This window comes from Phycisphaerae bacterium, assembly GCA_012729815.1.
Taxonomy (GTDB): Bacteria; Planctomycetota; Phycisphaerae; order JAAYCJ01; family JAAYCJ01; genus JAAYCJ01.
The window spans coordinates 1-24,706 of the sequence record JAAYCJ010000227.1; the positions used below are offsets into that span (position 1 = coordinate 1).

General features: G+C 64.1%; 20 protein-coding genes. 2 read left to right on the plus strand and 18 right to left on the minus strand.

Going from position 1 to position 24,706, the window contains the following annotated elements; genetic code table 11:
* Nucleotides 1–70: 70 nt before the first annotated feature.
* The 10 genes from GXY33_14900 to murC all read right to left on the minus strand — a co-directional run bounded on the left by GXY33_14900 (nucleotide 71) and on the right by murC (nucleotide 11,917).
* On the minus strand, nucleotides 71–265 hold the full coding sequence (locus GXY33_14900; GenBank protein ID NLX06424.1) for a hypothetical protein: 195 nt from the start codon (nucleotides 263–265) through the stop codon (nucleotides 71–73).
* A 28-nt stretch (nucleotides 266–293) separates the two neighbouring features.
* Nucleotides 294–1,412 (minus strand): substrate-binding domain-containing protein, encoded by a 1,119-nt coding sequence (locus GXY33_14905; protein NLX06425.1) that lies wholly within the window; start codon nucleotides 1,410–1,412, stop codon nucleotides 294–296.
* A gap of 140 nt (nucleotides 1,413–1,552) precedes the next feature.
* Nucleotides 1,553–2,344, minus strand: coding sequence for a DUF1559 domain-containing protein (locus GXY33_14910; GenBank protein ID NLX06426.1), 792 nt, complete (start codon nucleotides 2,342–2,344; stop codon nucleotides 1,553–1,555).
* A complete protein-coding gene (locus tag GXY33_14915) occupies nucleotides 2,341–5,343 on the minus strand; it encodes a hypothetical protein (GenBank protein ID NLX06427.1) in 3,003 nt (1,000 codons plus the stop codon). Before GXY33_14915 ends, GXY33_14910 begins: the two co-directional genes overlap by 4 nt.
* A 21-nt stretch (nucleotides 5,344–5,364) precedes the next feature.
* On the minus strand, nucleotides 5,365–6,387 hold the full coding sequence (locus GXY33_14920) for a LacI family transcriptional regulator (GenBank protein ID NLX06428.1): 1,023 nt from the start codon (nucleotides 6,385–6,387) through the stop codon (nucleotides 5,365–5,367).
* Nucleotides 6,388–6,565: 178 nt separating this feature from the next.
* Nucleotides 6,566–7,327, minus strand: a complete 762-nt coding sequence (locus tag GXY33_14925) for a DUF1559 domain-containing protein (protein ID NLX06429.1) — start codon at nucleotides 7,325–7,327, stop codon at nucleotides 6,566–6,568.
* Between the two features lie 157 nt (nucleotides 7,328–7,484).
* Entirely contained in the window at nucleotides 7,485–8,462 is a 978-nt protein-coding gene (locus tag GXY33_14930; protein ID NLX06430.1) for a hypothetical protein, read from the minus strand.
* A gap of 64 nt (nucleotides 8,463–8,526) precedes the next feature.
* Nucleotides 8,527–9,522, minus strand: a complete 996-nt coding sequence (locus GXY33_14935; GenBank protein ID NLX06431.1) for a D-alanine--D-alanine ligase — start codon at nucleotides 9,520–9,522, stop codon at nucleotides 8,527–8,529.
* 96 nt (nucleotides 9,523–9,618) lie between these two features.
* Nucleotides 9,619–10,503 carry a UDP-N-acetylmuramate dehydrogenase gene (gene murB / locus GXY33_14940; protein NLX06432.1) on the minus strand — a complete coding sequence of 295 codons (885 nt, stop codon included), beginning with the start codon at nucleotides 10,501–10,503 and terminating at the stop codon, nucleotides 9,619–9,621.
* Nucleotides 10,466–11,917, minus strand: a complete 1,452-nt coding sequence (murC, locus tag GXY33_14945; GenBank protein NLX06433.1) for a UDP-N-acetylmuramate--L-alanine ligase — start codon at nucleotides 11,915–11,917, stop codon at nucleotides 10,466–10,468. Before murC ends, murB begins: the two co-directional genes overlap by 38 nt.
* Before the next feature lie 213 nt (nucleotides 11,918–12,130).
* On the opposite strand from murC, the gene GXY33_14950 reads away from it, so the two are divergent.
* Both GXY33_14950 and GXY33_14955 read left to right on the plus strand, forming a co-directional pair.
* Nucleotides 12,131–12,565 (plus strand): hypothetical protein, encoded by a 435-nt coding sequence (locus GXY33_14950; GenBank protein ID NLX06434.1) that lies wholly within the window; start codon nucleotides 12,131–12,133, stop codon nucleotides 12,563–12,565.
* 9 nt (nucleotides 12,566–12,574) lie between these two features.
* Nucleotides 12,575–14,578: a DEAD/DEAH box helicase gene (locus tag GXY33_14955; protein NLX06435.1), complete on the plus strand. Its 2,004-nt coding sequence runs from the start codon at nucleotides 12,575–12,577 to the stop codon at nucleotides 14,576–14,578.
* 165 nt (nucleotides 14,579–14,743) lie between these two features.
* On the opposite strand, the gene GXY33_14960 is transcribed toward GXY33_14955, so the two are convergent.
* The 8 genes from GXY33_14960 to GXY33_14995 form a co-directional block, all read right to left on the minus strand.
* Complete coding sequence (locus GXY33_14960) at nucleotides 14,744–15,643, minus strand: NAD(P)H-hydrate dehydratase (protein ID NLX06436.1); 900 nt, start codon at nucleotides 15,641–15,643, stop codon at nucleotides 14,744–14,746.
* A gap of 75 nt (nucleotides 15,644–15,718) precedes the next feature.
* The gene (gene bamA, locus GXY33_14965) at nucleotides 15,719–18,091 is read right to left on the minus strand and encodes an outer membrane protein assembly factor BamA (GenBank protein ID NLX06437.1); all 2,373 of its coding nucleotides are present in this window, start codon (nucleotides 18,089–18,091) and stop codon (nucleotides 15,719–15,721) included.
* Nucleotides 18,092–18,340: 249 nt separating this feature from the next.
* Nucleotides 18,341–20,167, minus strand: a complete 1,827-nt coding sequence (gene glmS / locus GXY33_14970) for a glutamine--fructose-6-phosphate transaminase (isomerizing) (protein NLX06438.1) — start codon at nucleotides 20,165–20,167, stop codon at nucleotides 18,341–18,343.
* 86 nt (nucleotides 20,168–20,253) lie between these two features.
* Nucleotides 20,254–20,898, minus strand: coding sequence for a cyclodeaminase/cyclohydrolase family protein (locus tag GXY33_14975; protein NLX06439.1), 645 nt, complete (start codon nucleotides 20,896–20,898; stop codon nucleotides 20,254–20,256).
* Nucleotides 20,899–21,067: 169 nt separating this feature from the next.
* The gene (locus tag GXY33_14980) at nucleotides 21,068–21,472 is read right to left on the minus strand and encodes a pyridoxamine 5'-phosphate oxidase family protein (GenBank protein NLX06440.1); all 405 of its coding nucleotides are present in this window, start codon (nucleotides 21,470–21,472) and stop codon (nucleotides 21,068–21,070) included.
* Nucleotides 21,473–21,580: 108 nt separating this feature from the next.
* The gene (locus tag GXY33_14985; GenBank protein ID NLX06441.1) at nucleotides 21,581–22,615 is read right to left on the minus strand and encodes a transporter; all 1,035 of its coding nucleotides are present in this window, start codon (nucleotides 22,613–22,615) and stop codon (nucleotides 21,581–21,583) included.
* Between the two features lie 16 nt (nucleotides 22,616–22,631).
* On the minus strand, nucleotides 22,632–23,162 hold the full coding sequence (gene pyrE, locus GXY33_14990) for an orotate phosphoribosyltransferase (protein NLX06442.1): 531 nt from the start codon (nucleotides 23,160–23,162) through the stop codon (nucleotides 22,632–22,634).
* A 4-nt stretch (nucleotides 23,163–23,166) separates the two neighbouring features.
* Nucleotides 23,167–24,603 carry an adenylosuccinate lyase gene (locus GXY33_14995; GenBank protein NLX06443.1) on the minus strand — a complete coding sequence of 479 codons (1,437 nt, stop codon included), beginning with the start codon at nucleotides 24,601–24,603 and terminating at the stop codon, nucleotides 23,167–23,169.
* Nucleotides 24,604–24,706 lie beyond the last annotated feature (103 nt).

Here is a 24,706-nt window from a genome sequence, read left to right on the forward strand (position 1 = left end):
CTCCACCGCGTGCTCGAACACCGCCTCCACATAATGGCCCCACTTGACGAAATCGCTCGGCGGCCACGGATTACTGCATCGGCAGCATCGGATCGCTCCGCAGCTTCTTCAGCATCCGATCGTACCGCGACGCCTCCGCCCGCGCCATCGGCGCGCCGCCCGCCCGGCACACCAGACACAGCACTTCGTGCGCGTCGAGCACCAGCATCTCGTCCGTCGCGTCATACCCGATCGCTCCCCAATACTCCTTCGCGCCTGCCTTCACGTGGTTCTCCCTGGAAATGCCATTCGCGTCAAATCGCCCGACATGACCCTCTGACCACCAATTCGGAAGCCAGACCCGTCTGCGCCGCCTTTTCGCCCGGCCGCTCGATCTCCGCCATGAGCCGATCCAGCCCCGTTCCCGCCGTCCGCTCAAGCGGCTGTTTGACCACCGTCAACGCCGGATCAAACCCCTGTGCGCTCGGTGTGTCATCGAACGCAATCACCGAAAGGTCCTGCGGCACGCGAATCTCCAGTTCCCGTATCGCCTGAAGCGCCGGCTCGGTCAGCGATCCGCCTCCGATCAACAGGGCGCTGGGCCGGCCCGGTCGCGCCAACACACTCTGAACCGCCGCCCGCACCTCCAGCGGATTGCTCGTGCAGAACGCCGTGTCCTCCGGCCTCACTTCCACGCTGTGATCTTTCATCGCACGCCGATATCCGCCGATCCGCTCTTCGCCGCTCAGGTCCCACCAGTTCGGCTTGATCGCCACCATCCCGATCCGCCGGTGGCCGTACCGGATCAGGTACTCCGTCGCCGCATACGCCCCAGCCTCGTGATCCACGTAAACCTGGCTCATCCAGTGATTGGCCGCTCGCCGGAACAGCGAAACGACCGGAACCGCCCGCGGCGAAAGGCCCGCCGCGAAATCCAGGCAATAGCGCGTGATTGGCACCAGCAAAAATCCGGCGCAATCCCCGCGCTCCAGAAACTGCCCGATCGCCTGGTCGCCCGCGCCGCTGAATCGGTGAAACGCAAACACAAGCCGGCACTCCGGCTGCGAACGCTCCACCGCCTGATTGAGCCCCTCGATGATCTCCAGAATGCAGAACCCGCCGCTGATCCCGCTCGTCGCGTCGACGATCACCCCGATCTGGACCGCCTCCCGTTCAGATCCGCCGCCGGGCCGCTGATGGCTGACGAAGCTCCCCTTGCCCGGCACCCGGTACACCAAACCGTCCCGCTCCAGCGACGCCAGCGCCTGACGGACCGGTCCGCGACTGACCCCGAACCGCCGGCAGAGCTGATGCTCCGACTCGACCAGCGCGCCCGGAACGAGCCGGCCGCTGGCGATTCCCTCGCGGATATGCTCAGCCACCACCGAGTGGATCGCCCGGCTCCGCCGCGTCGTGTTTCCGTGTTCACCCATCAGCCACTCCACAAGCCGTCCTTGTCTCACCACTCTACCGAACATGTATGGACATGTCAATAGAAACAAAAAACGCCCCGGCCATGCCATGACGGCCGGGGTGGTGGTTAACCGTCTCTTCCGATGACGGCGGGACCTTTTCAGTATGCCAATTGAAGCAGGTCGCGGTAGTAGCCCGCGTTCGGCCACGAGTCGGTCAGGCTGCCCGCCACCCCCTCCAGAAGCGGACCGCGTTCCGACTCGCGATACACGCCCACGTGGGCATCGGCGAACACAACGTTCCACTGCCCCCTGTGAACGTTGTCATGGATTGATGAGTCCGTACAAAAGATGTCGTACGCGTAAGCTAATTGCGGACCGAAGGGAATCTGAGACAGGGTGCTCGGCGGACTGTGGTAATACTCGATCTTCATCGACCACAGCCAACCGTTCTCGGCATCGTAGTAGGGCAAGGCGTCATAGCCCGCCCGGCAGATCCAACTCGAACCCCAGTTGTTCTCGCCGGGATACGGCCATTGCCGGTGATAGTCAAAGGCGTACGGGGCCACCTGCGAAGGGCAGTACAGCACCTTCGCCGTGCCGAGATGCTTGCCCGTGTAGTACAAGGCCAGCCCGTACGGCTGGTTGACCCAGCCGTTCCAGATGTGGGTGTTCGTCCACGGCTGAGAATCCGGCGCGATCGTGGGCGAATACCCGTTGTTGCTCTCCGCGTACGTGTTCAAAGCCAAGCCGATCTGATGCAGGTTCGATCCGCACGTCACCAGACGTCCCGCCTCCCGCGCCGCCGACAGCGCCGGTAGCAATACAGCCACCAGCACCGCAATGATCGCCACGACCACGAGGAGCTCGATCAGGGTAAACGACTGTCGCCTGGAGAGAGACGTGCCGCTTCTTCGACAATCCGAAATCCGAAATTCGAAATCCGAAATCATGGATTTGTCCTCCGCATGTCCAGCAGCACCACCTGGTGCGGCCGCAGTTCGATCGGCTGCGAAAGATCGAACGCCGCGGCGCCTTCCCACAGGTCACGAGCCGTGGCTGAAAATCCCTCGGGCAGATCGATCAGGCGGAACACCTGTGACCGGTCGCTGCGGTTCATAAGGTACATGACCGCTTCCCCGTCGTCGGATGACGCCAGGCGCACCTCGATCTGACCGTTGATCGACCCGTCCGCGCAAGTCGGCACAGGACCGCTCAGGTAGCTGCGCCAGACATCGCTCTCGCCGTCCACCACGATCCGTCCCCGGCCGTACTGGTGCGAGCCTTCGCTTGCCGCCAATTGCAGAAACTCGGCCGGGACATCCGTGTGGCTCTTTCCCCACGGGTCGCGCGACAGACCCGGCCCGGTCAGCCACAGCGTGCCGCCCGCCTCCGTCCACGACGCCAGCGTCTTCGCGAACTCCGTCGGCAAGTACTCAGGCGACCCCGCCGCAATGAAGTCCACGCCCTTCAAATCGTCCGCGGTGGTCCGATCCGGCAGCACGAACCGCACGCCCGCCGCATTGGCCGCCAACTTCTCATATACGCTGGTCAGTCCGCGCAGGTATTCCGCGCCCTGGTGCGCGTGCGACGCCTTCGAGTACACCAGCCGCGTTCGCCCGCCGTCCAGTTGGCCGAACCGGCTGATCAACGGGTACAGCCGCCGCAACTTCAATGACGTCGTTCCCGCCGCGGCCAACCCCGTCGGATAGCGCGTCATCGACTCGCTGGCCCCGTTGACTGGGCTGTCCCACTCGAACCGGTGCCACTGCCAGATCAGCCCAGCTCCGAGCCCGTGGGCCACCGCTTCGAACATTGCCTGGGCCACTCTGGCCGGATTCTCATCGGTTTCCGGATTGAGGATCGAGTGCCACTCGGAGTTTACCACCGGTTTCGCTGGATCGATAGACTTCAGATAGTCCAGCCACATCCGGTGCCCGCCGTCCGTGCCGTGGACTGTTTCGCCTCGGTCGAACACCGTCTGTTCGTCCAGATGGCTGAACCCCATCTCGCCGATCAGCTTGATGTGAACCTGCGCCCGCGGCAGCGACTTGTGGATCTCATCCTTGAGGAAGGCGAAGTAATCCCCCACCTTCTCCGCAAGAAAGACGCCCCAGTCCCACGCCGCCGCCTGGGACCGGCTTCGCAGTTCGAAAAGGGCGGGCAGCTCGATCGCCTCGAAGCTGGCGAACGAGGACTCCCAGGCCGCGTTGGCCGCGTCGATCGTTGCGTATCGCGACTGCGCCCACCGGCGGAACGCCGTCTCGAACGGCTTGGCCTGCGGGCCGACGCCGTAGCCCGGCTCATTGGCCGTGCACACCGCTACCAGGTTGCCGTGCGATCGCACCGGCTCAAACGCCCGGCCGTACCAGTCGCGCATGATCGTTCGGACCCCCTCGCTCAGGATGTTGTACGGCAGCCCGACGTGCCCGGTCTCCGGCAGCGTCAGATCGTCGAACTTGCCGGCATACTCTTCGGGGACGTTGAAGTAGTGGCTGCCCATCAGCACCAGCGTCGCCAGGCCGCGCTCGCGAGCCAACTCGACGTACCGCTGCACCGGCTTGCCCAGCGGGGCTTCGCTGACGATCGCGTTGAAGCCCAGATCGCCCGCCACCGCGATCGCGTCGTCCGCGTCGCCCCACGCCAGTGGCCCGATCATCACGAACGGCTTGTCCTGATGCACGAAAACGTCGTTGCGCACCTCGACCGGCTGGTTCGGATCGTAACCGGGCGTGGCCGGCCCTTCCGGCCGGCTCAACTCGCGCTCCGCCTCCAGCAACAACCGGTCCACCTTCGCCAGCTCATCCGTGGCGATCGAGTACTTCCGCTGTTGGTCGAAATCCTCCAGAACGTACTGATCGAGGAACATCCTCGCCGTGGTCAGATACACCCGCGCCATCTCAACGTCGCCACGGCCTTCAGCCGCGACGGCGTCAAGTCGCTCTAACTCTTTCAGCAGCGTCTGCCGCCGGTTCTCCATCTCCGTCCGCGAAAACACCCGCAGATAGATCGCCTGTGACGAGGCAATCGCTTGGCCGGATGAGTCCGTGATCCGCACGCTCAGGCTGTATTGTCCCGACGGCTGATCGTCAAATAAGTCGCCTTGCCACTTGATCGTCGAATAGGGGGGCTCCAGCGGGAGGGCTTCGGCAAGCTCCCAGCTCCGGCCGTCATGGGACTGGACCGTCACCACCAGCGTCCCCGCCGTCTCCTCCGTAACCTCCAACTCTGCGAGCAGCTCAATCGCATCCTCCGTCGAAAGCTCGCCGCGGGCTGAGCACTGCAAGTAGCCCGCCCGCACGGGCCCGCTGACCGCGAGGGACTGCGACGGCACATTCGTCCACTCCGCCGGCGGCGGCACAAATCGCAGGTTGTCCACCACGAACGCCACCTTCCGCCCATACGGCACGTTCGCAGCCTGGTTGTCCATGTCGAACCGGATGGTGTCCGTGTGCGGCCGCGTATGCTCCACCCGCACGCGCACCGTCTGCCACCGATTCGCCTCCAGATCGCCCAGCGAACTCCAGCAGCACGGCAACTGCCCCTGCCCCTGTTGCCGCCCAAAACGCGCATAGATCGGAAACCGGATATCCTCAAGCGGATACACGTCAAACACGAACTCCCGCACGCCCTCGATCGAAAGCTGCGGGTCCAGCGAATACTCCCAGCAGAACCACATCGGAGCCTCGCGGTTGGCGACAAAGTGAAACTCCAGCCCCTTCTCACCCGGCCGTCCGGGCGCATCGACCACCCGCACGCCGCCTCCATTCCCGTTCATCGCGCCGCCGAACCACCAGCCCTGCTCCCGCTCCATGTCCAGCACGTTCCGCGGATACACCTTGCCGTCCGTGACATGCGCCGCGTTTTCCGGATATTCCATAACCACATCGCCAAGCAGCGAACCGGCCAGAGCCACGGACATGGTTCCAATCAAAACCGCAATTCGTAGCATCACTGCTCCAACTTTCCAGCGTCAAAGATCGCTTGCTCTACCCGTCGTTTCTCGGATGACAAGACGTGCATTCAAAACCGCCTGCTGCGCCGGACGCTGTCCCTCCAAGCGATCCAGCAGACCCGTCACGGTCACTTCGGCCAACAGTGCGATCGGTATCTGGATCGACGTCAAGGCCGGACTGATCCACGTGGCCAGCGGACAGTCGTCGATTCCGATCACCGACAAATCCTGCGGCACGCGTAACTCCGCTTCGCGGCACCAGCGGATCACCCCGCACGCCATCAAGTCATTTCCCGCAATGATCGCCGTCGCCCCGCGCTGCGCCAGCACCGCGCCAAGCCGGTATCCCGACTCGGCACGCCCGTCGCCGGCAACGATCAGTTGCTCGATCGGCTTTTTGCCTCGGACGGTGTACGCCTCGTGGAACGCCCGTTGGCGCTCCTCCATCGCCACGTCCCAAGCCGTATCCGGGATCGCGATAAAACCAATTCGCCGATGGCCCAGGCCCCAGAGGTGCTCGAGCGCCTCGCGGACGCCGACGTCGTAATTCACATACGCCGGCGACTCGGGATGCGGCCGCAGGTACGTCACCACCGGCACTTGCCCGCTTTCCCGAACCGCTTGGCTCAGCGTCACTTGCGGCGCCAGGTTGATCGCCCCGTCCACCATGCCGGTCGAAAACTGCCGCAGGTACTCCATGGCCCGCTCATGATCGCCGTGCGTCAATCCCAGCATCACCTTATAGCCGTGACGCGAAAGCTCCCGCTCCAGTGCCTCGACCAGCGCGCTGGTGTGGGGGTTGTGAAGTTCCTGGACCAGCACCCCGATCGTCCGCGTTCGTTTCGTCGCCAGCACCTGCGCCGCGTGGTTCGGCCGGTAACCCAACTCCCTTGCCGCCGCCATTACGCGCTGTTTGGCCTTGGGGCTGACGGACTTGCGGCCGGTAAAGGTGTTGCTGACCGTGCTCTTGGAGACCCCCGCCCGCACCGCCACCGCTTCGATGGCTGAGCTTCTACCAGATGTGTTCCGTCCAACTGTCATTGCCAAGCCTCGCCTTGTGCGTGCCACGACTGTGAGTTTAGCGTACTGCAGCGGAGAAGTAAACCGGTTTTCCGCCAAAATTGAGACGCTAGTGGTGTGTATCGATTAAGCATTGCCAGGCAAGAGGTTAAGGGTAAATGCTGCGAGAACCGATTTACTGCGCCCTGCGCAACGGGGCCTACCAGTGATGCGGGGGATGTGCTCCCTGGGGCGAGCCAACCCACGCCGCGGCGTCGGCCCAGATGACGGCACCGCTGGTATAGGCTACGTTGCCGCCTTCCTTGGCGTGCGAGAGGTACCCGCATTCGCGATACCACGGGCAGAAGTAGTCCAGGCCGGCGTACATGTCCCAGATTATGGGTGTTCCCGTCGACAAACCAGACAAGTATCTGGCTGGGTCCAAGGGAACCCAGTTGTTGTTGATGATGCAGTCCCACTGATAGCTGATCTGGACGCTTCGGAAGGGTTCGTTCCGCACCATGGCGTATTCGTCGAAACTGTCGCCGTAGTATTCCCAGACCGGGGCCACGGTCAGCGGCCCGCCCACCGGGGAACCGGGACAGTGGAAGGCTGCCAGGATATCCGCCTTGGGGTTCGCTTGGTCATTGTCACCCATCAGGAGTCGCGGCGAGGCCCGGTAGCCGTAGACGCTGGCGTCTGGGCCGCTGCCGGTATCCGGATCGCCCATGCTATTGTAGGGGAAGAAGCCGCCGAACTCATCGGTGTACATGAGCATCGCGGTGGTCAGCGTCCGCAGATTTGCCCCGCAGAGGGCCCGCCGACCGGCCTCTCTGGCCCGGGATAGAGCGGGCAGGAGAATCGCGACCAGGACGGCAATGATGGCGACGACGACCAGCAACTCGATGAGGGTAAAGGACTTGAGTACCCGGATTCCCGGTTCCGGATGGGTCGCATTCGAATGTATCGACGTTCTGGCCATGATTGAGGCTGGCTCCTTAACGGCGAAACGGTTGATGCGATGAGCTTCCATGTAAGATTATCGCAAATCCTCGCGTAGAGTCAACGACCGGACGCCTGTGCCGACCGGTGGTTTGGCTTGGCGGGGCTTGGAAGTGTTGTGGAAGTGGCCTGCGGCTCTACTCTTGCGCGGCGCCGGAGGAGGCGATGGCGGCGTGGACGTAGTTTGTGGAGGGTCGCACGTCGATGAAGGCGCGGCCGTAGTCGATGTGGCCGTGATCGCGGTAGATTTTGGCCAGTTGCTCGAGTTTCTGCTGCCAGGTGATTTCCAATCCGCGTTCGGTTCGCGGCGGGAGGCCCCATCGGATGACCGTGTCGCGGTCGGTGAGCAGCACGATCCAGCACGCCATGGGGTCCAGGCGGCCCTTGTAGTTGGCGACGTCGACCGCCTTGACCTGCTGGCGGTACGGCCGCGATTCGAGAAGCTGGACCATCTCCAGCGCCACGGCCAGGTCGGGGCTCTGCCAGACCATCCCCTGGTTGGGCGGCGAACTCGGGCAGCCGCGAATCTCCATCAAGCCGCTGTTGGCGATCACCTCGACGGGATACCGTCCCGGGAGGACGACCGCCCGCTCGTCGATGAGGTATCGCCAGCCGTCGACGGCCACCGCGGCCACCGGACGGCGGAAATCGCACTGGGCCACCATCTGGCCGCGGGCCGATCGGCGGACCCAATGCACGTGTTGAATCCACCCGCTGTGCGAGAGCTGCTGGGCGAAGAGCTCCGCCAGGAGGTGATCCTGGCCGTTGCGATGGACGGCTTTGAGTTCCTCGTAGATCGGGGCCTTGGCGTCTTCGAGGATTTCGGTGGCCAAGGATTTCATCATCCACGGCGGCTGCTCGTGGAAGCTGACCACCACCTGGGTCGAGGTGAAATCCGGCAGCGTGCGGACGTATTTGTCCAATTGTCGCATGCCGACGATGGCGAGCCACACCGCCGCCCCCGCGACCATGGTGAACCGGACCATGCGGGCCCATCGGCTCGGCGGCTGATCGCCGTCGCCGGTCAGCCATCGCCAGCCGCCGGCGAGACGTTCGCTGATCGTGGGCCCATTCGATCTATCCTTTTTGGATTTCTTGTCGGACTTCCTTGCCATTATCTACCTTTAGCTTTCGCTCGTTATAGCCACCCGGCTGCAGTCATTCCACCGCCGCAATTCGTCAGCCGCGCCTCCGGTCCGTCGCCACGCCGCTCTCGCACCTTGCCATCGCCAGCCGCACCAGGGCGTCGCACAGGCGAGGCATCGGCAGGCCAACCTTCGCGGCCGCCTTCGGCAGCAGCGAGTGCTCTGTAAATCCCGGAAGGGCATTGATTTCCAGCAGATACGGTTCGCCGCGGGCGTCCAGACGCCAGTCCACGCGGCAGAAATCCCGCATGCCCAGGACCTGCGCGGCACGGACCGACATCGCCTGGATTCGCTCGTACAGGTCGTGGTCGATGTCGATGTCAAAGAGGTACTGTGTGGTTTCGCTGACGTACTTGGCGTTGTAGTCGTAGAACGGCCCGTCGGGCTTGATCTGGATGATGGGAAGGGCGCGATCCGCCAGGATACCCACCGTCAGTTCCTTTCCGGAAAGGTACTGCTCAACCATGACCGGTCCGAACTGCTCGATGGTCCGCTGGATGGTCCCAGCCAACTGGTCGGCGCGCTCGACGATGGTGATTCCGATGCTGCTGCCTTCGTCGAGAGGCTTGACGACCACGGGCATCGACCAGCACGCCGTGGCGCGGGCGATATCCTCGGGCCGCTGGGCCACGTCGAACGCCGCGGTGGGAAGATCGTTTTCCGTAAAGAGCTTTTTGCTGATCTGCTTGTCCGCTGAGAGGCGGCAGGCCTGGGCTCCCGAGCCGCAGTAGACGAGGCCCCGCGAGTCCATGATCTGCTGTAACTGCCCGTCTTCGCCGAACTTGCCATGCAGGGCGGGAAAGAAGACGTCGGCCGGGGTATCGAGGGCGCCCAGGTCGTCGGGCCGGATGTCCGCGAGGCGCACCTGGTGCCCCGCCTGGCGCAGGGCATCGGCCACCGCCTTGCCGGAGGCCAGCGAGACCGCCCGTTCGCTGCCGGGTCCGCCCGAAAGGACCACAGTGCGAAGTGGTGAATCCGAAATGCCCGTAGGATTATCGCTCACGCGTTCAATGACATTGATATCAGCCACGGCCAAGCTCCTGTATCCTCCTTGATAGAGCATCGGTTGGCTGGGCGAAACCGATGCAGGAAAACTCGCCATTTCCAGCCGCCGGACGATCGATCCTCACTCCCAGATCTCGACCTCGGGTTCGAGTTCGATGCCGAACTTCTCGTACACTTGTTTCTGAATGTCACTCATCAGGGTTTGCACGTCCTGGAAGGTCGCCCCGCCCTCGACGGTGATGAAGTTGGCGTGCTGTTCGCTGACGGTGGCTCCGCCGACGCGGCGGCCTTTGAGTCCGGCCTTGTCGATCAGGGCCCCAGCGGGCTTGTCGGGCGAGGGGTTCTTGAAGATGCACCCGGCGGATCGCGATGAGAGCGGCTGGGTGGATTTCTTGATGATCCAGATTTCGCGCATCTTGTTGAGCACGCGTTTGGGGTCGTCCGGGAGGAGTTCCAGTTCGACCGCGGTGACGATCTGATCGTCGATGTTCGACCAGCGGTACTCGAAGAGGAGCTCGGGTTTTTCGCGCCAGAACGCATTGCCGCAGGCGTCGACGACCTTGACCCGCGAGACGAGGGTTCCGATGTCACCGAAGCGGCCGCTGGCGTTCATCTTGACCGCGCCGCCGAGACTGCCGGGAATCCCGGCGAGCGCCTCGGCGCCGCCCAGTCCGCGGCGGACGCTTTCGAGGACCATCGCGCCGAGCGATCCGGCTGCGCCGATGACCGCCTTGGTGTGGTTGAAGCTCATTTCGGTGAAGCCGGGTTCTTCGAGTTTGATGACCGCGCCGTCCAGCGGCTGATCGGTGACGAGGAGATTGGCTCCGTGGCCGAGGATCCGCCACGTCAGGTCGTTTTCGCGGCATCGGGCCAACAGAGCGGCAAGCTCCTCGTCGTTTCGCGGGCGCAGGAAGTACCTGGCGGGTCCGCCGATTCGGAGCCACGTGTAAGGAGCCAGCGGCTCGTGCTCAGTTACTATCTCGTCCAAGCCAGTGAATAAGCTCATCGCATATTTTCCAGATGTCTCCCGCCCCCATGGTGATCACGAGATCGCCCGGGGCGAGTTTCGCTTGCAGGTAGTCGGCGATCTGATCGAAGCGGGGCAAATAGCAGGCGGTGCCGCCAAGTCTGGCGATTCTCGCCACCAGATCGCCGGAGTTGATCAACTGCCGTTCGGCTTCGCTGTCGCGGACGAAGTAGATATCGGGCACCATCACGACGTCAGCGTCGGCGAAGCTGTGGGCGAAGTCGTCGAGGAGGAAGCGGGTCCGGCTGTGCTGATGGGGCTGAAAGACGCACCAGAGGCGTTTGGGCTCGTAGCGTTCCTTAGCCGCCCGGAGGCTGGCGCGGATCTCGGTCGGATGGTGGGCGTAGTCGTCGAGCAGGGTGATGCCGCCGGCGCACGCCTTGAGGGTCAACCGGCGGTTGGCCCCGCGAAACTCGCCGATGGCCTGGCAGACGATCTCCGGCTTGATGCCGGCATGGTGGGCCAGGGCGGCGGCGGCCAGGGCGTTGAGCACGTTGTGCTTGCCCGGCAGTTCCAGCCGACAGTGCCCGAAGGCCTCACGGCGGTAGGTGATGTCGAACTCGTACGAGCCGTTTTCCAGGCGGATGTCCTCAGCCTGCCAGTGGCAGGTCGGCGAGAGGCCGAAGGTCTCGGTCCGGGCCTGCACGCGGTCGGCGAAGCGGCGGATGTTGGGGTCCTGACCGTTGATGATGGCCAATCCGCCCGGGCGGACCTGTGAGACGAAGGTTTCGAAGGCCTCGAGGATTTCATCGAGGCTCCGGTAGTAGTCCAGGTGGTCTTCCTCGATGTTGAGGATTCCCGCGAACCGGGGCCGAAGGTTCAGAAACGATCGGTCGTACTCGCAGGCCTCGGCGATGAAGTAGTCGCCGGTTCCAGCCCCGCTGGCGCCCGCCAACTGGTCCACGTTGGCACCGACGACGAAACTGGGGTCCAGTCCGGCCCGGCGGAAGGTGTAGGCGGTCATGGCGGTGGTCGTGCTCTTGCCGTGGGTTCCGGCGATGGCGATGCCCTCGTAGCGTTCCATCAGGAGACCGAGCATCTGGGCGTATTTGAGGAGGGGCACGCCCATGGAGCGGAGTTTGACGAGTTCCGGATCGTCCGGCGGAATGGCGGCTGAGACGACCGCGCGGTCGATCGGGCCGTCGATGCGCGAGGGGTCGTGTCCCGACCAGCAGGTGACGCCTTCGCGTTCCAGGATCTGCAGGTAACCGGTGGAGCAGGCGTCGGAGCCGCTGACCGCCGCCCCGTGCCGGACGAGCACCTGGGCCAGAGCCCGCATGCCGCACCCGGCCACCCCGATAAAGTGCACCCGTTTGCCCGCAAAGCTCGCGCTATCCTGGGGGGACGCGTGCGGCTCCGTCCGAACGCTGCTGGCTGCCATCTTGCTCGACAACGCCGATCTCCGTTTCTGTGAATCGACCACTGATCAGTATTATAAGCGAGAGCCCCCCCGTCGGCCAGTGTTGAACGAAAGCGGCGCGGTCTTGACCGCGGGAACAGGCATTTTTATAATCGGCACGGGATGGGTTTTTCTATTAACGGATACGCCGGAAAACCGCTGCAGACGCCAAAGCCGTTGCGAAAGCCCGCGCGAGGCCTAAAACCGATGACCCGACGGGTTCGAAATCTGATCTGCCTCTGGATTATTGTGCTGGGGCTGTGCAATTTCGCCGCCTATACCGTGGTCTACAGCTACATCGGCGGCGACGCCCGCAACGGCGGGGTCGAGGACGGGCATTTTTACGTGGGTGGGCACTTCATTCACGGCGTCGACGGCGAGGATCGGATAGTCTCGAAGGGCATCTGGATATACAGCTACCTCCATTCGATCACGATCTGGCCGACGGTGGCGGCGCTGCTGGTCAGCACGCTGGTTCTGGCCCGGCCGCACATCATCGCGACGATGCGCGAGGGGGTGGTAGGGGGGCAGACGCTGATCGCGGTGTTCTCGACGGTTATTGTGCTGATTTCGGGGGCGATGACGGCGTGGTTTCTGGCCGATTTCGTTCGCGAATTGCTCGAGGCGTCGCATGGAGGCTGACCGGGGGCGATGAGCAACGATTCACATCTGATGACGGTTGAACACTGGCTTGCCCCATCCGGGCCGCTGGCCCGCCGGCTCGGGCGGTTCGAGGAGCGTTTGGAGCAGGTCCGGATGGCCCGGTCTGTTCTCGAGAGCCTGGAACAGCACCGGCATCTGATCGTCGAGGCGGGCACCGGGGTGGGCAAGACGCTGGCGTATCTTCTTGGGGCGGTTCTGCGGGTCGGCCAGGGCGGGCAACGCCTTGTGATCAGCACGCACACGATCAATCTGCAGGAGCAGATTCTGGACAAGGACATGCCGCTGCTCAACGCGGTGATTCCTCTGGAATTCGCGGTGGTGCTGTTCCGCGGGCGCAACCAGTACCTGTGCCTGCGTCGGCTGGCCCGGACGGCCAAACGCCGGCAGAGCCTTTTTGTCGACGAGGCCGTCCAGCCGCTGCTTAACGAGTTGATCGGCTGGAGCGGTCAGGCCCACGAAGGCACGCTCAGCGAACTGGAGGACCGCGTGCCGGCGGGCGTATGGAACAGCGTCTGCTGCGAGCAGGGCAACTGCATCGGGCGGCGCTGCGTGTTCTACGAGCGCTGCTTCTACTGGCGGGCCCGTCGGCGGATGCAGCACGCCAACATCGTGGTGCTCAACCATGCGTTATTGCTGTCGGACCTGGCGGCCCGGCAGCGCGGGCTTTCGCTTCTGGGGCGCTACGACTACGCGATCATCGACGAGGCCCATAACCTCGACGCGGTGGCGGCTGATCACTTCGGCATCGGCGTCGGCCAGGCTGAGGTGAGCGGCCTGCTGCGGGGGCTCTACGACCCGCAGTACGGCAAGGGCAGCCTTTCGGGGCTCGACGCCGAGCCGGCGGTCCGGCAGGTCGAAGCGGCTTTGAGCTCGGCGGCGTCTTTTTTCGGCCGGCTCGCCGAGATGCATGAAGCCTCGGACGACGGCGACCGCGAGTTCGCCGGGGAGTCGGTCTCGAACAACCTTTCGCCGGCCCTGCTGGAGGTCGCGGGCGAACTGAAGTTCGTCCGGGCCAAGGTGCGTGACGAGGACGAGCGTTTCGAGATCACCAGCGTCCGCGACCGGCTGCTGGAGATGGCGGAGGACGTGGACGATTTCCTTTCGCGATCGCGTCCCGATCACGCCTATTGGATCGAGTGCCATCGACGCAGGAGCGGGCCGCACGTTCGCCTCTGCGCGGCTCCGATCAGCATCGCGCGGGCCATGAAGGAGACGCTGTTTGACCGGGTCAACGCCGCGGTGCTGACCAGCGCGACGCTCTCGACCGGCGGCGATGAGGGGTTTGAGTTTCTGGCGGAGCGGTGGGGGCTCGATGAGGCGGAGCGTCTGGCCCTCGGTTCGCCTTTCGACTACGAGAAGCAGGTCACGCTCTACGTCGAGACGCGGCTGCCGGATCCGTCTGACCCGCAATTTGCCGCGGCCGCCTGCGAAGCCGCCAAGAAGTACCTGGCCAGCACGGGCGGGCGGGCCTTTGTCCTGTTCACCTCGCACCGCATGATGCGCGACGCCGCCGATCGGCTCGCGCCGTTTATCGAGCAGCAGGGCTTGACCATGCTCGTCCAGAACGATGAGCGTTTCGGCGGCGGGGCCGGTCGGACAAGGCTTCTCGAGACATTTCGAAATCACGGCCGGTGCGTGCTGCTGGGCACGGACAGCTTCTGGCAGGGGGTTGACGTGGCCGGCGAGGCGCTTTCGAACGTGATCATCGTCAAGCTGCCGTTCGCGGTTCCTGATCGGCCGCTGGTCCGGGCCCGGATCGATGCGATCAACCGGCGCGGCGGCAACGCCTTCAACGAGTACCAGCTTCCCGAGGCGGTGTTGAAGTTCAAACAGGGTTTCGGCCGGCTGATCCGCAGCCGGACCGACAGCGGGATCGTCGTCGTGCTGGACCGCCGCATCGTCACGCGGTCGTACGGCCAGGCGTTCCTCGATGCCCTGCCGCGGCTGACCGTCGTCACCGATCCCACCGAAGCTCAACTCGGTTTGTCATGATCTTCGTTGGGGAACTCCTGGCGCCCGTGCGACTTTCCTTTAAGAGGCACGGATCACGCGGACCACGCGGAGGGAGAGGGACTGAGAGAAAGACTCCGCCGTGGGCGGCGGAGCTACAACGTCGTGTTTCCTTCGGCGTGATCCGTGCTGATTCTGGCTGGAGGTTCAGGAGTTTGCGAGGTGTTGTGTGAATGCTTGCGGGAGGTAGGTGAGGATGTCTTGGGCGATCATGGCCGGTTGGGAGAGGTCGTTGGCGGCGAGATCCGCGGCGAGTCCGTGGAGATAGACGGCCAGGACGGCGGCGTCGAAGGTTTCCAGTTGCTGGCCGAGGAGGGCGGCGGTCAGGCCGGTCAGCACGTCGCCGGATCCGCCCGAGGCCATGCCGGGATTGCCGGTGCGGTTGACGTACAGCCGCTTGCCGTCGGTGACCACGGTGCGATGGCCCTTCAGGACGCACACCGCTTGGTTGGCGTCCCGTCCGCCGTTCATCGTCTTCACCGCTTGGAGAGCCGCCGCGGTCCGGTCCGCTTGGATCTGCTTGATCGGTCTGCCGATCAGACGGGCCATTTCGCCGGGATGCGGCGTGATGACGCACTTGCCCGCCAGCATGCCGGTCCAGTCGATTCGGGCGAGGTTGTTCAAGGCGTCGGCGTCGAGCACAAGCGGGATGTCTGCCTCGACCAGTCCCGGGACCAGGTCGTTAATGCACTCGGCTGGACCCAGGCCCGGACCGATGGCCACGATTTCATACTTCTTTTGACGCACGATTTCGTCAATGAGAACGGGCAGCGCCTCCTTGACGATGTGTCCTTCCTGTCCGCCCCATGGCAGCGGCAGCGACGTGGCGCACCAGGCGAGCGTGGCGGCGAAGGGTTGAATGCACTCCGGCAATGCCATCGTCACCAATCCAGCCCCGCCGCGCAGGGCTGAGTTGGCGGCCAGGGCCGGCGCGCCGATCATGCCTCGCGAGCCGCCGATGACCAGCACGCGGCCGAAGTCGCCCTTATGCGAATCGATCCGGCGGGCTGGGAGTTTGGGAACTTCGATGACTTCCTGCAGACTCATGACGACCCCCCTTGACTATACCAGGGTCATAGCACGGCGGCCCGAAGGGGCGATCCAGGTTTTTGGGGTTCACGGTTACCGGAACGCGGCGCCGAGCGTGAAGCTGAAGACCTGCGTTTCGTCTTCGTCTTCTTCGAGGACCGGCCAGGCGAAGTTGAACGCCATCGGCACCGGACCGAAGAAGTCGAGGGTCAGCCGGACGCCAAATCCCGCCGCGGCGCGCCACGAGGAGATCGAGATGTTCTCCTCCACCGTGCCCTGGTCGAGGAACAGGACGCCGCGAAGGTTCTTGCCGTAGAGCGGAAAACTCAGCTCGTTGTTGACCAGGACCTCGAAGTCGCCGCCGATCGCGATGTCGCCCTCGTCGTCGAAGAACCCGCCGGCCCGCGGGCTGATCCCGCGGAATTCAAAACCGCGGATCGAACCGATGCCGCCGCCGTAGAACCGCTCGAAGACCGGGACGTCGCCGGCGATGTAGCCGAGGCCCAGGTTGGCCGCCCAGATGGTCTTGCGGTCGAACACATCCGTGCGGACGGTGCGGTAGTGGGAGTGCTGGCCGTAGAGCTTGGCGAAGTCGAAATCACCGCCGAAGACGCCCGCCTGCTCCCACGACACTTCGCTGCGGTTGCCGCGCGAGGGCATCCAGACGCTGTCGGTGGTGTCGCGGACCAGCGAGAGCTTCAGCGAGGTCAGGAAGTTGCCGCCCTCGACGTCGAGCAGTTCCTCGGGCGCTCCGAACGCCCCGAAGAAGCCGCCGTCGTTGATGTCGTCGATGTCGATTCCCTCGAACCGGGCGCCCGTCTCGACGCCCCAGATTTTCTTGAACCGCTTGCCCAGGCTCAGGATGGTTCCGGCCCGCCGTTCATCCCAGTCGTCCCGCTCACGATCGAACAGGTACGCGCTCCAGCCGAGCGACAGCGGACGATCGAGCAGGTAGGGTTCGCGGAAGTCGATGCGAAACCGCGACATTTCCGTGCCCGGCTCGACTGAGAACCGCAGCGACTGGCCGGCGCCCTTGAACGCCTGGCCGCGGAACAACTCGCCCCACGTGCGCGGCCAGTCGAACAGGTCGAAGTTCCAGTTTTCGATGCTGATGTTGCCCAGCGTTCCGCTGTTGGAGCTGACGCCGACGCCCGCGATGATCCAGCTCGTCTGCGCCTCTTCGACCTGGATCAGGGCGTCGCGTTCCTCCGGCTGTTCGCCGATGGCCGTGATGTCCACCTCGCTGAACAGGCGGGTTTCCTTCAGGCGGCGCTCGGTCTCCTTCATCTCCACCATGTCGAAGGGTTCGCCGGGAAGCACCTCGAGGGTCCGGCGGACGACCCGGTCCTGGGTCTTGTCGTTGCCGCGGATGATGATCCGGCCGACGCGGTACGGATCGCCTTCATTGATCTGGATCGCCAGGTTCACGGTGGCCGGCTGGTCGGCGTAGACGTACTCGGCGTCGACGTTGGCGTAGATGAACCCGGTGGAGTGGTACAGGTTGCGAACCGCCTCCTGATCGGCTTCGAGCCGATCGAGCAGCAGCACCGATCCCTGCCGCAAAGCCATCGCGGCCATGATCTGATCGGTGGTGTAGATCTGGTTCCCCGCCACCGCAATCTCGTTGATGCTGTAGCGCGGGCCCTCGTCGACCACGAACGTGACGGTCAGGTCCTCGCGGTCCGGGCTGTAGTCGAGTCGCCGGCCGACCTGGACGTCGAGGTGCCCCTGCTTGCGGTAGTAGGTTCGGATCGCCGCGATGTCCTCCTCGATCTGCTTCTCGGCGTAGGTTCCCGGCCGGAGGATCGGGAAGTAGGTGCGGGTCTGGATCTGCCCCTTGAGGCGGTTGTCGGGGATCGAGACGTTGCCCTCGAAGTTGATCTCCCGCACGCGGACCCGCGGCCCCTCGATGACGTTGTAGGCGACCACGCCCTGGCGCAGCGATTCTTCGTCCACCGTCACGGTCACATCGGTGTAGCCCTTTTCGCGGTACTGCTCGGCGATTGCCTCGGCCCCGGCCTGGACCTTGTAGCGGTCCAGGAAGTCGCCCTCGTCGAATCCGATCGCCTCCAGGAGGTCCTTGCGCTTGATCTCCTTGGCGCCCTGGAACCGGACTTCCTGCACCAGCGGTTTCTCGACCACGGTGAAGGTCACGATCGTCTTGCCGTCTTCGGCCGTGGAGGTGGCGTAGACGTCGGCGAACTTGCCGGTGAGCTTGAGCAGATCGACGTCCTTGCGGATGTCCTCGACGGTCGCCGGCTGGCCTTCCACCACGTTGCGAAGCTGCTGGCGGATGTAGGCGTCGGTGAGCGTCTCGTTGCCGGTGATCCGGATTTCGGCCACCGGACCGGCGGGCGATTCGGTCTGAGCCAGCGCGGCCGGAGCGGCCGCCGCCAGGACGAGGATCGCCGCGATGAGCCACGAACGCCGAGTGTTTTTGCCGCTGTTATGGGCCGGATGTGACATAGTCGCTGTGCTCCAAGACAGATCGTCGAATGCCTCTCGATGCCCGAAGCGATGCCGGCGCATAGCTGGGCTGCCGTCAGTGGGAGATTGTAAGGACCGTCCGAGCCCAGGTAAACTGAAATTTCAGGAAAATCAGCCTTATCCCCGCGTGGCGCGGGCTGGGCGGCGGGGTGGGTGGTTCCCGTGCCCGGCGATCACTCGCGTGGCCCTTCGGCGAAGCGGTTTGGGCGAGCCTGGCGGTCGCAGGTTCTATTCGACGGTCACGCTCTTGGCCAGGTTGCGCGGCTTATCGACGTTGCAGCCGCGGGCGATGCCGACGTAGTAGGCCAGCAACTGCAGCGGCAGGGCGGTCAGCAGCGGTTCGAGCGGCTCGATGGTCGCCGGCACGGTGAAGACGTGCTGGCATTTTTCGAGCAGGTTCTTCTCGCCCTCGGTGACCACCGCGACGATGGTCCCGCCGCGAGCCCTGACCTCCTCGATGTTGCCGATGATCTTGTCGTAGTGGCTCGACTTGGTGGCGATGAACACCGACGGCATGCCCGGCTTGACCAGGGCGATCGGCCCGTGCTTCATCTCAGCGGCGGGCATTCCCTCGGCGTGGACGTAGCTGATTTCCTTGATCTTCAGCGCCCCTTCGAGGGCGACGGGGTAGTTGTATCCGCGGCCGAGGTACAGCCAGTTTTCGCACTCGGCGAGCTGTCTGGCCACGGCTTGGATCTTGTCCGCCTGGGCCAGCACGCGATCGAGCTTGTCCGGGATGGCGGCCAGCTCGGTGATGAACTCGTGGAACTGCGTCTGCGAGAGGTGCCGGCGGCGGCCCAGATACGCGGCCATCATCGCCAGCACGGTGATCTGGCACGTGAATGCCTTGGTGCTGGCCACGCCGATCTCGGGACCCGCGTGCAGGTAGACGCCGGCGTCGGTCTCGCGGGCGATCGTCGAGCCGACGGCGTTGACGACGCCCAGGGCCAGGGCGCCTTTCTCCCGGGCCTCGCGCAGGGCGGCCAGCGTGTCGGCTGTCTCACCCGACTGGCTGATCGCGCAGATGATCGTGCCGTCGTCGATGATCGGGTTGCGGTAGCGGAATTCGCTGGCGTACTCGGTCTCAGCGGGCAGCCGCGCGATCTGCTCGAAGAGGTACTCGCCGATCAGCCCGGCGTGCCACGCGGTGCCGCACGCGGTGAAGATGAACCGCTTGGCCCGCGCCAGTTCGCGGGTGAAGTTGGCGATCCCGCCGAGGGTGACCGCGCCTTCGCGCAGGTTGACCCGGCCGCGCATGCACATGCGCAGCGAGTCCGGCTGCTCGAAGATTTCCTTGAGCATGAAGTGCTCGTAGCCGTCGAGTTCGATCTGTTCGAGGTCCCATTCGACCTGTTGAACGTCATGGGTCACCGGCAGGGCGTCGAGCGTGGTGGTGCGGAACTTGCCGGGCGAGACCACCGCGATTTCACCGTCGGCCAGATACACCACCTGGTTGGTGTGCTCGATGATGGCCGAGGCGTCCGAGGCGATCACGTATTCGTCGCGTCCGATCCCGATGATCAGCGGCGAACCCTTGCGGGCGGCCACGATCGTATCGGGATGCTCGCCGCAGATCACGGCCAGGCCGTAGGTGCCCTGGACCTCGCGCAGGGCCGACCGGACCGCCTGCTCCAGGTCGCCCCGGTAGAAGTGGCCGATCATCTTGGCCAGGACCTCGGTATCCGTATCGCTGGAGAACTCCAGGCCCTGACTCTGGAGGTAGGTCTTGAGGGCGGCGTAGTTCTCGATGATGCCGTTGTGGACCACCGCGATCCGGCCGGGACCGTCCAGGTGCGGATGGGCGTTGACTTCGGTAGGAGCCCCGTGCGTGGCCCAGCGGGTGTGGGCGATGCCAAGCCGGGCTTGACGGTGCTGGTCGGTGATCTTCTTTTCCAGGTTCATGATCCGGCCGCAGGCCTTGGCCACCAGAAGCTGGCCGTCGTCGATCAGAGCCAGCCCCGCCGAGTCATACCCGCGATATTCGAGCCGTTTTAGCCCCTCGATGAGAGTTGCCGCAGCCGCTTTGTTCCCGACGTAACCGACGATTCCACACATGGCGTCTCCCTTGCGCAGATTTGGTGCCTGAGAGCCTTATCGTCAAAATCAACGGGCCGGTTGACCCTTCGATTAATCTTTTATCTCTAATGCTGCATTTCGTGGAGGCGATGGTGAACCGCGTCGATGGCGGCCTTGACGTTTGAGGCAAAACCGCGGCCGAGTTCGACCACCTCCCGGCGGAGACGGGCTTCGTTGGTCTTGTCGGCGATCGACTGGAGGTTGATCTCGAGATTGAACCAGGCGCTGCGGTGGGCGGCGTGGAGCATTTCGACCGCCACGCCCACGTCCGATACGAGCATGGCGTTGCCCTTTTCGGCCAGTTCCTTCATGTCGCCCAACAGGTCGTTGGCGAGGCGGGCGATGTTCATCGGCGGCTCCAGGGCGGCTTCCGCGGCCTGGCTGATGGCGTTTTCGCGGGCCTGTTTCTGTTCGGCGGTGTCTTTGGGCATCTTGTAGGCCGCAGCGACCTTGTTCTGGAATACGTCGATGTCATCCTGCATGAGTTGCAGGAACTGCTTGCGGGCGTTGTCGCAACGCTGGAGGATTTCGCGGATCCGGTCTTCGACGTCGGCGTACTTCTTTTTGCCGACGGTGTACTGGCAGACCATTGAACCGAGGCCCGCCGCCAGGGCGCCGGCCACCGCGGCTGCGCTGCCGCCACCGGGGGTTTCCTGCTTGGCGGCCAGGTCGTCGAGGAACTTTGTCAGAGATTCACCGGCGTACTGCATCGTTTGAGCCTCCCGGACAATGAGTGATAACTAATGAGCGTTGCCAATATCCCGCGGGTAAGAGCCGCCACCAAGGTATCTCGGGCGTCCGGGACCGTCAAGCGGAACGTCCTTGGATACGCCTGGACCAGCGGGCGGGTTCCGCTGGTTATGGGACGTCGGATTGTGCTCATAGCGAGATGTCCTGATGGGGTTCGTGCGTGAATTCCAGGATCTCCTTGACCCGCACGATCAACTGGTAGTCGGCCTGGGGCAGCGGGGTGTCCAGCTTGATGTCGGGGCCGTAGCCGTCCATGACGGCTTTGTTGACGATGTTCTCCACCATTCCGGTCATCTGATATCCCCGGTCCGTGGTCGGATCCCATGCGATCAGGCTGACCCGCGGGTTGGCGTCGACGTTCTCCAACGTCGATGGGCAGAACCAGGATTCGATCGTAACGTGATCCTGGTCGGTTGCCTGAACACTCCGGGCCGCGGCCACATGCGGCTGGCCGTCTTCATCGGCTGAGGCGACCAGGATGTAGCCGAGATTGTCCGCCAGTTCGACCGCGCGGGCAAAAGCTTCCGGGTCCATGGCATTCCCTCCCCCCGTTCGAACGAGACGGCAGGCCAAGCGGTATCCCCCGCCCAAATTGCACTATACCACGCCAGACGCCGAACCGCAACCGGCAGGCCGGGAACCTTACGCCGCGAAGATCAGGAACAGGATCGGCAGTACGACCGCCAGGTACACCACCGTGGTCAGCACGAACGCCGACATCGAGAGGTGCACGTTGAGGCCTTGGAGCTTCGCGACGATGACCGCGTTGATGGCGGTAGGGGAGCAGGAGAGGATCACCAGACACGCCAAAGGAATTCCCGAGAAACCGAGCAGCACGGCGAGGCCATAGACCGCGGCCGGCGTGATGATAAACTTGATCAACGAGAGGCTGCCGATGTTCTTCCAGTACCGGCCGATTTCGGAGAACTCCAGCGAATAGCCCAGCGGGACGCCGAACAGCCACGCGGTCAGGTGGACCAGGAACGGGAAGACGGTCGCGATCGCCTCGGGCCGCGGTACGTCGGCCGCGCTCAGAGCCAGTCCGGCCACCACGGCCAGCGTCGGGATCTGGGTGACGTTGACCAGGGCCGCCCACAGGCTTGGACGTGTGCCCGTTTCCGCCTGTTCGGCGTGCCGATACCATCCCGCCAACGGGAAGCAGAAGGCGTAGGTGACCACCGGCGCCAACAGCATGATCATCTGGGCGTAGGCGTAGCCGGTCTCGCCGAAGAGGACGAACAGCGACAGGACTCCGACGACGCCGCGGTTCGAGAGCATCGCCGAGATCAGGAAACTGCCTTCATCGATCGGCTTGAGCCTCTGGCCTCTGACCATCAGAAACCCGACCGCGCCCGCCAGCAGTTGCATCAGGACGCCGAGCACCGGGAGCCATACGTACCGCACCCGAAGGTCGAGGTTCCACAGGCTAAAGAGCGTCAGCGCGGTGACGAACACGACCAGGTTGGCGAGCATGACCCGGTCGAACACCGCCATCTTCAGCACGCGGAACCGGCGCAGCAGATACCCGATCGCCAGGGGCAAGACCAGGTCAATGAAAAAGTAGAGGATTTTAAGCTGCGGGTCCATGGCCCTGAAACACTCGGCGGCGCGGCGTGGAAGCGGGTGCACACGGCGTGCCGGCAACTGGCCGTTTGTCGGCGCACGTCGGGAATTCACCCGACGCCTCGTTCGTTCACGCGATGCCCAGATCCGCCTTTGTGAAGATCGTGTCGAAGGCGAAGCCTTCTTTTTCGATGTTTTCGCGGGCGCCCTGGAGGCGGTCGATGGTGGCGACGATCATTCTGATCTTCGCGCCCAACTCGGTCAGCGTTTTGGCCGCCTCGATGACCTGTCCGCCGGTGGTCGCGATGTCCTCGACCAGCAGGATCGTCTTGCCCTGAGGGTCCGGCCCTTCGTAGGGTTTGGCGGTGCCGTAGTCCTTTTTCTTATTGCGGACGATCACGAAGGGCTTGCCGGTCTGCATGGCCACCGCGGCGGCCAGCGGCACGCCGCCGAGTTCGGCGCCGGCGATCAGGTCGACCTCCGGTGTAACGAACGCCTCGAAACGCTTGCCCAGCTCGCGCAGAATCGCCGGCTGGGTCTCGAAGAGGTACTTGTCGAGGTAGTAGTTGCTCTTCTGTCCGCTGCGGAGGGTGAACTCGCCTTCGAGGTATGCAGCGTCCTTGATCTGTCGGGCCAGTGGGTCCATGTTCGTTTGCTCCATGTGCTTAGACGTTGACCACGCCCTCGGCCCCGAGGGATTTCCGGTATCGGCGGCGGATGGGGGCGACGTGGGTTTTGATGAAATCGGTTACCTGGTCGGGGGCCATGCCGACGTAGCGTTTCGGGTCCATCAACTGCTTGAAGTCAATGCCCGCAAACGCGGGATCGGCCTTGAGGCGTTCGATCAGGTCATTCTCGCAGCCGAACTCCTTGACCTGCCGGGCCGCTTCGTGCGAGTGCTGGCGGATTCGTTCGTGGATGTCCTGGCGATCGCCGCCGGCTTTGACCGCGGCCATCATGATCTCTTCGGTGGCCATAAACGGCAACTCCCGCCGGAGGTCGGCTTCGATCACCTTGCGGTTGACCACCAGACCGTCCGCGACGTTCAACACGATATTGAGGATGCCGTCGACCGCCAGGAACGACTCAGCGAGCACCAGTCGGCGGTTCGACGAGTCGTCGAGCGTGCGCTCGAACCACTGCTCGGCGTGGGTCTGGAACGCTGAGGTGGTCAGGCTGATCACGAACCGGGCCAGGCCGGTGATCCGTTCCGAGCGCATCGGGTTGCGCTTGTAGGCCATCGCCGACGAGCCGACCTGGGTCTTTTCGAACGGCTCCTCGATCTCCTTGAGGTTGCACAGCAGCCGGACGTCATTGGCAAACTTGTGGGCGGAGGCGGCGACGTTGGCCAGGGCTGAAACGAGAAACGCATCGAACTTGCGGGTGTAGGTCTGGCCGCAGACCGGCACGACCCGGTCGAAGCCCATCGTCTTGGCCACGAGCTTTTCGAGCCGGCGGACCTTCTGTTTGTCGCCGTCGAAAAGGGCCAGGAAGCTGGCCTGGGTGCCGGTGGTGCCCTTGACGCTGCGGAACGGCAGGTCGTCGAGGGCCCGCTCGAGGTTTTCCAGGTCGAGCAGGAAGTCGTAGCACCAGAGGCTGGCCCGCTTGCCGACGGTAGTGACCTGGGCCGGCTGATAGTGGGTAAAGCCCAGGGTCGGCAGGTTCCTGTGGGCGGCCGCGAACTTGCCGAGCCGGTCCACGATGTTGGCCAGATACCGGCAGATCATCCGGCCGGCTTCGCGCATGATGATCAGTTCGGCGTTGTCGCCGACAAAGCAGCTTGTCGCGCCGAGGTGGATGATGCCCTTGGCGGCGGGCGCGCGGTCGCCGAAGGCGTGGATGTTGGCCATCACGTCGTGGCGGGTCTTCTTCTCGTATTCGCGAACGGCGTCGAAGTCAATGTCGTCGAGGTGTTTGGCCATCTGGTCGAGGGCGGTCTGCGGGATGTCCAGGCCAAGCTGTTTCTCGGCTTCGGCCAGGGCCAGCCAGAGCCGCCGCCAGGTCGAGAACTTCCGCTGATCCGAGAAGAGCCGGACCATCGCCTCCGACGCGCTGCGGGTGGTCAGGGGCGAAACGTACCGGGAAAAGTCGCTACCGGCCATGCCAGTCTCCGAAATCCATGCCACGGGTCATCCAGCCCGTATCATAGCTTTGGCGCATCCGGCGGTAAAGCGTCATCATGACATCCTGACGGAATGGCACGGA